Below are 12,879 nucleotides of genomic sequence, written 5' to 3' on the forward strand. Positions count from 1 at the left end.
TGGCTAAAAAAATCCTGTAAATTCCGCTTTTATTCCACGCCTGAATCAATCAATGGCACTGCGCAATCGTTTTCGCTGGCAATAATTTCAGATATACTTTGCACCGAAATTCTTATTTTCCCTCACACAGATCTGGGTACGAAGCTATGTTAACCATTGGTACTGCACTGCGCACCGGCGCCACCCGCGTCATGTTATTAGGCTCTGGCGAACTGGGCAAAGAAGTGGCAATTGAATGCCAGCGTCTTGGTCTGGAAGTGATTGCGGTTGATCGCTACGCCGATGCACCTGCGATGCAGGTTGCCCATCGCAGCCATGTTATTAACATGCTGGACGGCGATGCACTGAAACAGGTTATCGAAAGCGAACGCCCTGATTTTATCGTGCCGGAAATCGAAGCGATTGCCACCAGCATGCTGGTCGAGCTGGAAAAACGGGGCCACAACGTCGTGCCTTGTGCTGAAGCAACCCGCCTGACCATGAACCGCGAAGGCATCCGTCGTCTGGCAGCCGAAACGCTGAATCTGCCCACCTCCACTTATCAGTTTGCTGATGATGAAGCCTCTTTCCGTCAGGCGATCGACGCCATCGGCTACCCGTGTATTATCAAGCCGGTAATGAGTTCTTCAGGCAAAGGTCAAAGCCTGATCCGCGGGGCTGATCAGTTGCAGCCGGCGTGGGATTACGCCCAGCAAGGCGGCCGTGCAGGCGGCGGACGTGTCATTGTTGAGGGTCTGGTGAAATTTGATTTTGAAATCACCCTGCTGACTATCAGCGCCGTGGACGGCATTCATTTCTGTGCCCCTATCGGACACCGTCAGGAAGACGGCGATTACCGCGAATCCTGGCAGCCGCAGCAGATGACAGATCTGGCATTGCAACGCGCCAGGGATATCGCCGAGAAAGTCGTAAAAGCGCTGGGCGGTAAAGGTCTGTTTGGCGTTGAACTGTTTGTATGTGGCGATGATGTGATCTTCAGCGAAGTATCCCCCCGTCCGCACGACACCGGTATGGTGACGCTGATTTCTCAGGATTTGTCAGAGTTCGCCCTGCATGTGCGCGCATTCCTCGGCCTGCCGGTGGGCCATATCCGCCAGTTCGGCCCTTCCGCTTCTGCCGTTATTCTGCCGGAACTGACCAGCAGCAACGTGACGTTTACCGGCCTGGAAAATGCACTGACCGGTTACAACCAGATCCGTCTGTTCGGTAAGCCGGAAATCAGCGGCAAGCGTCGTCTGGGTGTGGCGCTGGCAATTGCGGACAACGTTGAGGACGCCGTGGAACAGGCCAAACAGGCTGCGGCTGCGGTAGTCGTTAAAGGCTAAGCCATTTCCGACGCTGAGATGAAAAAAAACCGGACGCCTGAAAAGGGTCCGGTTTTTCTTTGCGGGAAAGAAGCTCCCCCGGCTCAGTACTTATTCGTCTTCGTCATCAAAAATGACGGTCACACGGTCGCCTTTATGCGTTTCGCGAATTTCTTCTGCTACGGTCGCAATGGCTTCGCCGCTGCTCATACCGGTTTCCATTAACTGGCGGATACGATCGGCGGCCTGTTCTTGTTCATGATGTGATAATGAAGGCATACCTGTCAGCATGGGAGTGTCCTGTTGTACGGGTGATAATGAAAGCCCGCGCAGTGCGGGGTTGCACAGTATACGCCTTATTAACGCAAATCGCCTGCGCTGCTTTCAGGCAGGCCGATCTGTGTTAGGATCCGAGAAAATACGTCATTGCGCCAGAGAAACCCGTATCCGTCATGCAATCCGCTCAGCCCGTTGTTTTCCATTCACTACCCTATCAGCCCGACGCATTAACCGAAGGGTTTGCGCCGCTTTCAGTTTTGCCATGGGCCATGTTGCTGCATTCCGGTTCGGCACAGCATCAGCATAATCGTTTCGATATTCTGGTCGCCGATCCGCTGATCACGCTCACCACACGTGGCGCGATAACACAGATTGAGCACAACGGCATGACCGAAACGCGGGAAGAAGATCCGTTTGCATTACTGGAAGAGCAACTGACGGTAGCCGGTTTACAGGCAGAACGTACCGCAGATTTTCCTTTTCTGGGCGGTGCACTGGGCCTGTTTGGTTATGATCTGGGACGTCGTATAGAAACACTGCCGGAAACGGCTGCGCGGGATATTAACCTGCCGGATATGGCGGTGGGGATTTATAACTGGGCCCTGATTGCTGATCACCATTTACAGCGTCTGACGCTGATTTGTCACGGTGACATTTCTGAACGTTTAGGTTGGCTGACAGAGTATCAGCGCCCCGCTGCTCCCCGGGCATTTTTCCGTTTACATGCGCCATGGCGGGCGAATATGTGCCGTGAGGAATACGGTGAAAAATTCCGTAAGATTCAGGAATATATTCACAGCGGTGATTGCTACCAGATTAACCTGGCGCAACGGTTTTCAACAGAATACAGTGGCGACGAATGGCAGGCTTTCCTGCGCCTCAGTCAGGCTAACCGTGCCCCTTTCTCCGCATTTCTGCGTCTCGCGGAAAATGCCGTTCTTTGCCTTTCACCTGAGCGTTTTATCTGGCTTAAAGACGGGCAGATCCAGACCCGGCCAATTAAAGGTACTATGCCCCGCTGCGCAGATCCGACTGAGGATGCACGGCAGGCAGAACGGCTGGCCGCATCGGAAAAGGATCGCGCCGAAAACCTGATGATTGTCGATTTGCTGCGTAATGATATTGGTCGCGTGGCGATACCCGGCAGTGTAAGGGTCCCGGAACTGTTCGTAGTCGAGCCCTTCCCCGCCGTACACCATCTGGTCAGCACTGTCACCGCACGTTTGCCGGAAACCTGTCACGCCAGCGCCTTGCTGCGTGCCTGTTTCCCCGGCGGCTCGATTACCGGTGCACCCAAAGTACGCGCCATGGAAATCATTGAGGAACTTGAACCACAACGGCGCAACGGCTATTGCGGCAGCATTGCGTATCTGAGCTGCTGCGGCACGATGGACAGCAACATTACCATCCGCACGCTGCTCACCGCGCAGGGTAAAATTTACTGCTGGGCGGGCGGCGGGATCGTCGCAGACAGTCAGGAACAGGCGGAATATCAGGAAACTTTTGATAAAATCGCCCGTATTCTGCCCGAATTAGGAGACATACAGCCGTGACGCTGCAGGCACAACACACGCCCTTACCGACGTTTTCACCTGCTGTGGAAGATTTCATTCTGCGTTTTCAGTTGCAGCCGCCGCGCAGGCCCGCTGCAGCCTTGCGCGGAACCCGCCATGCTGCTGTGTTGATACCGATTATCTGCCGTCCGGAACCCACCCTTTTACTGACGCGCCGCGCCGATCAGTTGCGTAAACACCCTGGTCAGGTAGCGTTTCCGGGGGGTGCAGCAGATGCGACCGATGCATCCATTATTGCGACCGCATTACGTGAAGCACATGAAGAGGTCGCGATCCCGCCTGAACAGGTTTATGTATTAGGAACATTATCACCGCAGGACAGCAGCAGCGGTTTCCAGGTCACACCGGTTATCGGACTGCTGCCTGTGGATGTTCCGCTACATCCGGCTGAAGATGAAGTTGCCGAATTGTTTGAAATGCCGTTGCGGGAAGCGTTTGATCTGACACGTTATTACCCTCTGGATATTCACCGCCGAGGCATTCATCACCGGGTGTATCTATCCTGGTATCAGCAGCAATTTGTCTGGGGACTGACAGCGGGAATCATTCGTCAGTTGGCCCGGCAGGTTGAAGCCTGAGCCCGCTGATTACATTTCGATCACACTTTTGCATCAAATAAGTTTATTTCATGCGAAAAATGAAACTTTTGCCTCTCAGCCCTTTTAAACTATAAGTCTATCCATAGGAATAAGAGACCCGTCCATAAAGACAGTCTCTGATGTTTTTTCATTTATGGAAGCCAGGGATCCCGTTCCCTGCCGCAATCTATTACAGGAGTATTCGACGTGATTAGCGTTTTCGACATGTTCAAGGTCGGGATTGGCCCTTCCAGTTCCCACACTTTGGGCCCGATGAAAGCAGGGAAACAGTTCGCTGATGATCTGCTGGAAAAGGGCATGATGCCTGCCGTTACGCGTGTCGCCGTGGACGTTTTTGGTTCTTTGTCACTCACCGGTAAAGGCCACCACACTGATATCGCCATTATTTTAGGTCTGGCGGGTAACCAGCCAGATACCGTCGACATCGACGGCATTCCCCATTTTATCCGCGACGTTGAGCAACGAGAGCGCCTGCCGCTGGGCGGAACCCACCATGAAGTCGATTTCCCACGCGATACCGGTATGGTGTTCCGCGGGGAGAATTTGCCACGCCATGAAAACGCCATGCAGATTCACGCTTTTGCTGGCGACAAAATGATTTACAGCAAGACCTATTACTCAGTCGGCGGCGGCTTTATCGTGGATGACGAGCATTTCGGTCAGCCGGTGCTGGATGAAGTGACCGTGCCCTACAGCTTTAATTCGGCCAGTGAAATGCTGGCAAAATGTAAAGAAACCGGATTGTCATTATCCGGTCTGATGATGAAGAATGAGCTGGCGCAGCACAGTAAGCAGGACATTGAGCAGTATTTTGAGAAAATCTGGCACACCATGCAGGCCTGTATTGATCGCGGCCTGAACACCGAAGGCGTTCTGCCCGGCCCGCTGCGGGTACCGCGTCGGGCTTCTGCCCTGCGCCGGATGCTGGTGTCTAACGATAAACTCTCCAGTGATCCGATGAACGTGATCGACTGGGTGAATATGTTTGCCCTCGCGGTTAACGAAGAAAACGCGGCAGGCGGACGTGTCGTGACGGCACCAACCAATGGCGCATGCGGCATTGTGCCTGCGGTGCTGGCGTATTATGACCAGTTCATTCAGTCGGTCAGTCCGGACATTTATCTGCGCTATTTCCTGACTTCCGGCGCTATCGGTATCTTGTATAAAATGAACGCATCGATTTCAGGCGCAGAAGTCGGCTGTCAGGGTGAAGTCGGGGTAGCCTGTTCAATGGCGGCGGCAGGCCTGACGGAATTGTTGGGCGGCAGCCCGGAACAGGTGTGTGTCGCGGCCGAAATTGGTATGGAACATAATCTGGGATTAACCTGTGACCCGGTTGCCGGTCAGGTTCAGGTGCCCTGCATAGAACGCAATGCTATCGCGTCAGTAAAAGCCATTAACGCTGCCAGAATGGCGTTACGCCGTACCAGTGAGCCGAGAGTTTCACTGGATAAAGTCATTGAGACGATGTATGAAACCGGTAAGGATATGAATTCCAAATACCGGGAAACCTCACGCGGGGGTCTGGCGATTAAGGTTCAGTGCGACTGATTCGGTCAAAAATGAGATTTTCCTGCGGTATGTTCGGGTTGTATAATTTTCGACCTGCTTACCACAGGAAATACCCCCTGGCGGGTAGCCAGCAGCAATAAAACCTTCGCTAACAACAACCCGTTGTATTATCAATAAAAAAGGGTAGTGAGACTTGCATTATACCCTGCAGGTACGGCATGCTGATTTCCGCCTGTTTTTCCCAGTCCGAACCTCTTCTTATTACATCTGCTAAATGTCGGAAATGGCCAGGAAAAACCCAAGTGACACTGTCACCTGCACTATTTTTTTGATTTGAACAGAGAAATATACGGAGTTTGCTGCAACTCAGGCCGGGCGGCAGACGATTTACAGCGACTCTCTATAAAAACGAAATGGCTGTTACGCATCGGTAACCCTTTAAAAATAATAATTTTGAGCCTGCATTTAACACGGGATAAAAGGATTAGAACGATGCTGTTCTCCCAGACCGGACTTGCGAAATATCGTTACTATCGCATTGCGCTCGCCAGTGCGATGGGAATATGTACGCTGCTTCTCACGCTGGGCATTCGTATCTACGAACAAGCTCAGGTTATCGCCAAAGATCAGCAGCGGGTAGCGTTTCACACCGTTGAAAAACTGGAAAAATTGCTTGAGCCCGCATCTCCGGCCGGCAAAGTAATGCCTTTCGATACCACGCTCAGCTGTAACGTGCTGCAGCCCTTGTTGCAACAAACCGTTGCACGGATGCAAACATTGCGTTCAATCAGTCTCGTCAGCAACGGCATTATTACTTGTTCAAGCCTGGTAGGTTCGCTGGATCTGAATTTTAACGACACCCTGCCTGCGTTCGCACAAGGCAAAACCCAGCTTGAGTTACGTGCGTCGAAATGGAGCCGTGTCGATACACCGACGCTGGTTTTATGGCATCCGGCGGCACCGGATAATCTTAACGGCGAACTGTTTATCTATAACATCGGCATCTTGTCGAATTTCCTGCTGGAACCCCAACCGCCTTATGCCAGCCACATAGTCCTCAACGTCGGGCAGCGAAATCTCGAATACGGCAAAAAGGCCATCGCCAGTTCCAGCGCCTTGCCGCAACCGCCTCTGCTGAGTGTCCGCTCGGGAAAATATGATTTTTCGGTCTCTATTTATGGAGATCAAGCCAGCACCCTGGCATGGAAGGAACTCTTTTCACATCTGCCGCTGTCAGTTCTGATAAGCCTGCTGACAGCAACAGCCGTTTATCTGTTCTCAGGCAGCCGCATCAGCCTGGCTTATCCGATCAGCCACGGCATTTCCAAGCGCGAGTTTAAAGTCTATTGCCAGCCCATTATCAACAGCACGGACGGCCGCTGTATCGGGGTGGAAACGCTGATGCGCTGGAAGAACCGCCGTCAGGAATGGGTATCGCCTGACGTATTTATCCCTCTGGCTGAACAGCACGGCTTAATCATTGCACTGACACGCTATCTTATTAAGACAGTCGCTGAAAATTTGTCAGTCTTTCCTGCAACGCCGGGTTTTTACGTCAGTATCAATGTTGCAGCACAGCACTTCACGAATATGGAAATTGTTGATGACATCCGAAAGCTGTGGCTTCCGGCGCAGCCATCAGTTTCTCTCATGCTGGAACTGACGGAGCGGACACGGTTACAGGAATTACGTGCTGCCGAAATTTCACAATTAAAAGAAATGGGAATTCTGCTGGCCATTGATGATTTCGGGACAGGCCACAGTTCACTGAGCTATTTAAAAACCCTTAATCCCGATGTGCTGAAAATCGATCAGGCTTTTACGGCTTCAATTGGCACGGATGCGATTAACGCAACCGTCACGGATACCATCATCACGCTGGCGCAGCGCCTCAATTTGAAGCTGATTGCCGAAGGTGTGGAAACCCGTGAGCAGGTGGATTATCTGCGTGAGCGCAGGGTTGACTCCTTACAGGGCTATTATTTTGCCCGCCCGATGCCTATTGATGTGTTCCCGATCTGGCTTGAACGGTATAAAAAATCAAGGCAGAACATGGAATTGCAGGATAAGACAGATCCGACCTGAAGAAGAAAATCAGTTTTATCCGACGCAAAAAACGGCGACCTGAGTCGCCGTTTTACATCCCGAAATAAATCCCCGTTACTGGTCTTCATCCCATTTTTCGTCGGATGTCAGATGCCTGATACGCACCCGTTCAATACGGTATTCCGACACTTCAAGGATTTCAAAGTGCAGTGATGCCATTTCAATCACTTCCCCCACAACCGGCATCTGGCCTGATTTCGACAGCAGCAGCCCGGCAAGAGAAGCAAAGTCGTCGTCCGCATTCACCAACGTTTTGACGTCCAGAATTTGTTGCAACAGGTGTAAATCCGTTCCGCCTTTAGCAATCCAGGCATCACCATCAGCCATGACGTCCGGTGTTTCATCTTCGTCCGGGAATTCGCCTGCGATAGCCTCCAGTACGTCCAGCGGCGTCACCAGCCCCTGAATTACACCAAATTCATTACTGACCATCACCAGAAGCCCTCTGGCTTTGCGCAAAACCGCCAGCAGTTTGATGACATCCATTGTTTCCGGCACCACAATCGGCGGCGTTCTTTCCGCAAAAGCAATAATGCTTTCACCGTTTTCCAGCGCCACCAGCAGGTCTTTCGCGCGTACCACACCGATCACATCATCCAGCGAATAACGGCAAATCGGAAACAAACTGTGCGGTGTATCGAGAAGCTGACTGCGGATTTCATCCGGTGACTTCTCGCAGTCTACCCAGGAAATTTCGGTACGTGGCGTCATGATACTGCGCAGGGAACGTGACGCCAGCGTCAGTACGCCGGTGATCATATGCCGTTCTTCTTCAGCAAAGGTTTCACTGACCGGCACGACATCGCCATCAGGTTCATCTTCATGCTCATGCCGGCGTTTTCCGCCCATCAGTCGCTGAATGGCTTCCGCTGTACGTTCACGCATCGGGCGACTGGACTGGCTTTTCAGGAAGTTACGGCGCGCAATCTGGTTGAACAATTCAATCAGGATGGAGAAACCAATTGCAGCGTACAGGTAACCTTTCGGAATATGGAATCCGAAGCCTTCAGCAATCAGACTCAGGCCGATCATCAGCAGGAAGCTGAGACATAGCACCACCACGGTCGGATGGTTATTCACGAAGCGAGTCAGTGATTTGGACGCCAGCAGCATCACGCCCATCGCGATCACTACCGCAGTCATCATCACGGCCAGATTATTCACCATACCCACCGCAGTGATCACCGCGTCCAGCGAGAATACCGCGTCGAGCACCACGATCTGCGCCACTACTGCCCAGAAACTGGCGTAGCCGCGGTTCGGTGTGCCCTGCCCGTCATGCCCTTCCAGCCGCTCATGCAGCTCGGTAGTGGCTTTGAAAAGCAGGAATATCCCCCCGACTAACAAGATCAGATCGCGGCCTGAGAAACTAAATTGCGCAATACTGAACAGCGGTGTGGTCAGTTTCACCATCCAGGAAATCAGTGACAGCAAACCTAAACGCATGACCAATGCCAGCGAGAGGCCGATAATACGGGCTTTATCACGCTGCTTCGGCGGCAGTTTATCGGCAAGAATCGCGATGAAAACCAGGTTATCGATGCCCAGAACAATTTCCAGCACGACAAGCGTCAGCAAACCGACCCAGATTGAAGGGTCCATCAAAAATTCCATATCAGACTCCGCAATGAGTTAAAGAAAAAAGACGCACGAAAACGCGATACACCAGGCTGTCAGATGACCGTCCGGAGGTATGGGCTGCATAAAAAGCAGATGAAAGCGGTTTCAGTGCGGCAGAAATCAGGCCCATCGGGGCAGATTTGCCAGTAAAAATTAGGTGAAAAAGCGAAGGATAGCGACGTCGGTGACAGTCCATAGGGTGGGCTGAGGCCCGGTACTCCTGTTCAATTATTCGGAAAATCACTCTATCAGGAATGATTATGTGAAGAAAGAGTGTTTTTTTACCTCCGGCATCAATTTGAAACATCTATGCTGTTTTAATGTGCAATGTGAAACCGTATTCACAATACGTCTTTCAATAACGGACAGTCGTCACAAAAATTATTTTTTCGCACACTAAAATAAATCACGTCGCACAACCCGATGAGGTTCTGCCATTTTACAGTTTTGCAGTCTTATCAGAAATTAAGGAAAGTCAGGAAGCAGGGAATGCCCTGTCCGCCTCAGGAATAAAAACGGGCGGATATCATCAGCACCATTACTTATGTGCATAACTCTTTCCGAGAGTTAACAGAGGAGGTAGCGAGTGAGTATTGCTATTATCATCGGCACGCACGGGTCAGCGGCTGAGCAGTTGCTGAAAACAGCGGAAATGATTTTAGGTGAACAGGATAATGTCGCCTTTATTGATTTCGTTCCCGGCGAGAACGCCGAAACCCTGATCGAAAAGTACACGGCAAAGTTGGGCGGTTTAGACACCAGCAACGGCGTCCTTTTCCTGGTCGACACCTGGGGTGGCAGCCCGTTCAATGCCGCCAGCCGTATTGTTGTCGATAAAGAAAATTACGAAGTTGTCACCGGTGTTAACATCCCGATGCTGGCAGAGACTTTCATGGCCCGCGATGACAACCCTTCTTTTGCAGAACTGGTCGCCATTGCAGTGGAAACGGGGCGTATCGGCGTAAAAGCGCTGAAAACACCGGAACCTGCAGCTCAAGCCCCTGCCGCCGCTCCGGCGCCGAAAGCAGCCGCTCCGGTGCAACCTGCCGGCCCGAACGATCATATGAAGATCGGCCTTGCCCGAATCGATGATCGTTTGATCCATGGCCAGGTCGCGACCCGCTGGACCAAAGAAACCAACGTGACCCGCATTATTGTTGTCAGCGACGAAGTGGCTGCCGATACCGTGCGTAAAACGTTGCTCACTCAGGTTGCCCCTCCTGGTGTTACCGCACACGTTGTCGATGTTGCGAAAGCTATCCGTGTTTGGGATAACCCAAAATACGCGGGTGACCGCGTTATGTTGCTGTTCACTAACCCGACAGATGTTTTACGTCTGGTTGAAGGAGGTGTGAACATTACCTCCGTAAATATCGGGGGTATGGCCTTCCGTCAGGGCAAAACTCAGGTGAATAACGCCGTGTCTGTCGACGAAAAAGATATCGAAGCATTCAGGAAACTGAATGAAAAAGGTATCGAACTTGAAGTGCGCAAAGTCTCTACTGACTCACGCCTCAAGATGATGGATCTCATTAATAAAATGAATTAATAAGCGCATTGCTGTTGGCAGATTCCCTCAACGTTATCTGTCTGGTGTGCCTGTTTATACTCAGCGTCCTTTGGTCATAGGAGAAGTGCAATGGAGATCACCACACTACAAATTGTGCTGATATTTATTGTTGCATGTATTGCCGGGATGGGTTCGATCCTGGATGAATTTCAGTTTCACCGTCCGTTAGTCGCCTGTACCTTGATCGGTTTTGTTCTTGGTGATGTGAAAACCGGGATCATCATCGGCGGTACTCTGGAAATGATCGCACTTGGCTGGATGAACATCGGTGCTGCTGTCGCGCCAGATGCCGCCCTCGCCTCTATCATTTCTACCATTCTGGTTATCGCAGGCGGACAATCCGTCGGCGCGGGTATCGCACTGGCGATCCCGCTGGCAGCTGCAGGCCAGGTATTAACCATCATCGTTCGTACCATCACCGTCGCCTTCCAGCACGCAGCGGATAAAGCGGCTGAAAAAGGGAATCTGAACGCGATTAGCTGGATCCACGTTTCAGCACTGGTTCTGCAGGCAATGCGTATCGCCATCCCTGCCGTGATTGTTGCTGTTTCCGTGGGTACTGCGATTGTTCATGACTTGCTGGCATCTATCCCTGAAGTGGTCACCAACGGTCTGAACATCGCCGGTGGTATGATCGTCGTGGTAGGTTATGCCATGGTCATTAACATGATGCGTGCTGGCTATCTGATGCCATTCTTCTACCTCGGTTTCGTGACTGCTGCATTCACCAACTTCAACCTGGTTGCACTGGGTGTGATTGGTGTGGTGATGGCGGTTCTTTACATCCAGTTGAGCCCGAAATACAACAAATCCGCGCAAGCGGCGGCGGCACCGGGTGTTAACGATCTCGATAACGAATTGGATTAAGGGTGAAGGACATGGTTGATAAAACTGAAGTTAAAAAACTCACGGCCAGCGATATTCGCGGTGTGTTTATGCGCTCCAACCTTTTCCAGGGGTCATGGAACTTCGAACGTATGCAGGCGTTAGGCTTCTGCTTCTGTATGGTGCCTGCAATTCGTCGTCTGTATCCTGAGAATAACGATGACCGTAAAGCGGCTATCAAACGCCACCTGGAATTCTTCAATACCCATCCTTACGTTGCTGCCCCGGTTCTGGGTGTGACGCTGGCGATGGAAGAACAGCGTGCCAATGGTGCACCTATCGACGACGCGGCCATCAACGGCCTGAAAGTCGGTCTGATGGGGCCTCTGGCCGGTGTGGGTGACCCGATCTTCTGGGGTACTGTGCGTCCTGTGTTTGCTGCATTGGGGGCGGGTATCGCCATGACCGGCAGTCTGCTGGGTCCGTTGCTGTTCTTCGTTCTGTTTAACCTTGTACGCCTGTTGACCCGCTACTACGGTGTGTCTTATGGCTACAAAAAAGGTGTCGATATCGTTAACGATATGGGCGGCGGCTTCCTGCAAAAACTGACTGAGGGGGCGTCTATTCTCGGCCTCTTTGTCATGGGGGCGCTGGTTAACAAATGGACGCACGTTAACATTCCGCTGGTGGTGTCGAAAATCACTGACCAGACGGGCCATACCACCGTCACCACGGTACAGAGTATTCTGGACCAACTGATGCCGGGTCTGGTGCCATTGCTGCTGACCTTCGGTTGCATGTGGCTGTTGCGTAAGAAAGTGAATGCGTTGTGGATCATCGTTGGCTTCTTTGCCATCGGTATCTTCGGTTACTGGATTGGCCTGTTAGGTCTCTGATAACCTTCAAAGCCGGGGGAAATTTTCCCCCGGCTTTTTTATTTCTGCTATTGATGTCTTTGTGATTTTCATTTTGTTTTGGCCTGATGGCTGTAAGCCGGAGTTTTCATGTCTGTAACCGATATCGTCCTCGCCCTCTTTACTCTCCTGTTACTTGCCTACGCTATCTATGACGAATTCATCATGGGCACACGCAATGGCAAAACGCGCCTGCGGGTCAACCTGCGCCGCCGCAACAGACTCGATTCGATTATCTTCATCGGTCTTCTGGCTATTCTTCTCTATAATAATATCCATGCGAATGGCACCGCTATTACCAATTATTTGCTGATCGGCCTGGGGCTGATTGCTTTTTATCTCTCTTTTATTCGCTGGCCAAAAATACTGTTCAAACCGGAGGGGTTTTATTTCGCCAACACCTTCATCACCTATGATCGGATCCGCAGTATGAATCTTTCGGAAGACGGCATCCTGGTATTTGAATTAGAACAGAAAAAGTTATTAATACGTGTAAACGAACTGGATGATCTTGAAAAAATATACAAAATCATGGTTAATAATCAATAAGTTACAATAAATAGACGCATTGTTAAC

The 12,879-nt window shown here is 51.5% G+C and carries 11 protein-coding genes; 9 read left to right on the forward strand and 2 right to left on the reverse strand.

Features of this window, described 5'->3' with window-relative positions; genetic code table 11:
• Positions 1–146: 146 nt before the first annotated feature.
• A complete protein-coding gene (gene purT / locus EVX52_RS01940) occupies positions 147–1,325 on the forward strand; it encodes a formate-dependent phosphoribosylglycinamide formyltransferase (protein WP_129951778.1) in 1,179 nt (392 codons plus the stop codon).
• Between the two features lie 90 nt (positions 1,326–1,415).
• Here purT and EVX52_RS01945 read toward each other — a convergent pair whose 3' ends face one another.
• The gene (locus EVX52_RS01945) at positions 1,416–1,595 is read right to left on the reverse strand and encodes a YoaH family protein (RefSeq protein ID WP_129951779.1); all 180 of its coding nucleotides are present in this window, start codon (positions 1,593–1,595) and stop codon (positions 1,416–1,418) included.
• A 161-nt stretch (positions 1,596–1,756) separates the two neighbouring features.
• Here EVX52_RS01945 and pabB point away from each other — a divergent pair, with 161 nt between their 5' ends.
• The 4 genes from pabB to EVX52_RS01965 all read left to right on the forward strand — a co-directional run bounded on the left by pabB (position 1,757) and on the right by EVX52_RS01965 (position 7,353).
• Positions 1,757–3,136, forward strand: coding sequence for an aminodeoxychorismate synthase component 1 (gene pabB, locus EVX52_RS01950; protein WP_129990497.1), 1,380 nt, complete (start codon positions 1,757–1,759; stop codon positions 3,134–3,136).
• On the forward strand, positions 3,133–3,735 hold the full coding sequence (locus tag EVX52_RS01955; protein ID WP_129951781.1) for a CoA pyrophosphatase: 603 nt from the start codon (positions 3,133–3,135) through the stop codon (positions 3,733–3,735). The genes pabB and EVX52_RS01955 overlap by 4 nt, the downstream gene beginning before the upstream one ends.
• Positions 3,736–3,942: 207 nt before the next feature.
• Complete coding sequence (locus EVX52_RS01960) at positions 3,943–5,307, forward strand: L-serine ammonia-lyase (RefSeq protein ID WP_129951782.1); 1,365 nt, start codon at positions 3,943–3,945, stop codon at positions 5,305–5,307.
• 453 nt (positions 5,308–5,760) lie between these two features.
• Positions 5,761–7,353: an EAL domain-containing protein gene (locus EVX52_RS01965; RefSeq protein ID WP_129951783.1), complete on the forward strand. Its 1,593-nt coding sequence runs from the start codon at positions 5,761–5,763 to the stop codon at positions 7,351–7,353.
• 75 nt (positions 7,354–7,428) lie between these two features.
• On the opposite strand, the gene EVX52_RS01970 is transcribed toward EVX52_RS01965, so the two are convergent.
• Positions 7,429–8,988, reverse strand: a complete 1,560-nt coding sequence (locus EVX52_RS01970) for a TerC family protein (RefSeq protein ID WP_129990498.1) — start codon at positions 8,986–8,988, stop codon at positions 7,429–7,431.
• Positions 8,989–9,580: 592 nt separating this feature from the next.
• On the opposite strand from EVX52_RS01970, the gene manX reads away from it, so the two are divergent.
• From manX to EVX52_RS01990, 4 genes are all read left to right on the forward strand, one after another.
• Entirely contained in the window at positions 9,581–10,543 is a 963-nt protein-coding gene (gene manX / locus EVX52_RS01975) for a PTS mannose transporter subunit IIAB (RefSeq protein WP_129951785.1), read from the forward strand.
• 90 nt (positions 10,544–10,633) lie between these two features.
• Entirely contained in the window at positions 10,634–11,431 is a 798-nt protein-coding gene (locus EVX52_RS01980; RefSeq protein WP_101077145.1) for a PTS mannose/fructose/sorbose transporter subunit IIC, read from the forward strand.
• An 11-nt stretch (positions 11,432–11,442) separates the two neighbouring features.
• The gene (locus EVX52_RS01985; RefSeq protein ID WP_129951786.1) at positions 11,443–12,285 is read left to right on the forward strand and encodes a PTS mannose transporter subunit IID; all 843 of its coding nucleotides are present in this window, start codon (positions 11,443–11,445) and stop codon (positions 12,283–12,285) included.
• A 108-nt stretch (positions 12,286–12,393) separates the two neighbouring features.
• The gene (locus tag EVX52_RS01990; protein WP_129951787.1) at positions 12,394–12,852 is read left to right on the forward strand and encodes a DUF986 family protein; all 459 of its coding nucleotides are present in this window, start codon (positions 12,394–12,396) and stop codon (positions 12,850–12,852) included.
• The last annotated feature ends 27 nt before the right edge of the window (positions 12,853–12,879 follow it).

This window comes from Rahnella sp. CFA14(1/10) (assembly GCF_004195095.1).
Lineage (GTDB): Bacteria > Pseudomonadota > Gammaproteobacteria > Enterobacterales > Enterobacteriaceae > Rahnella > Rahnella perminowiae.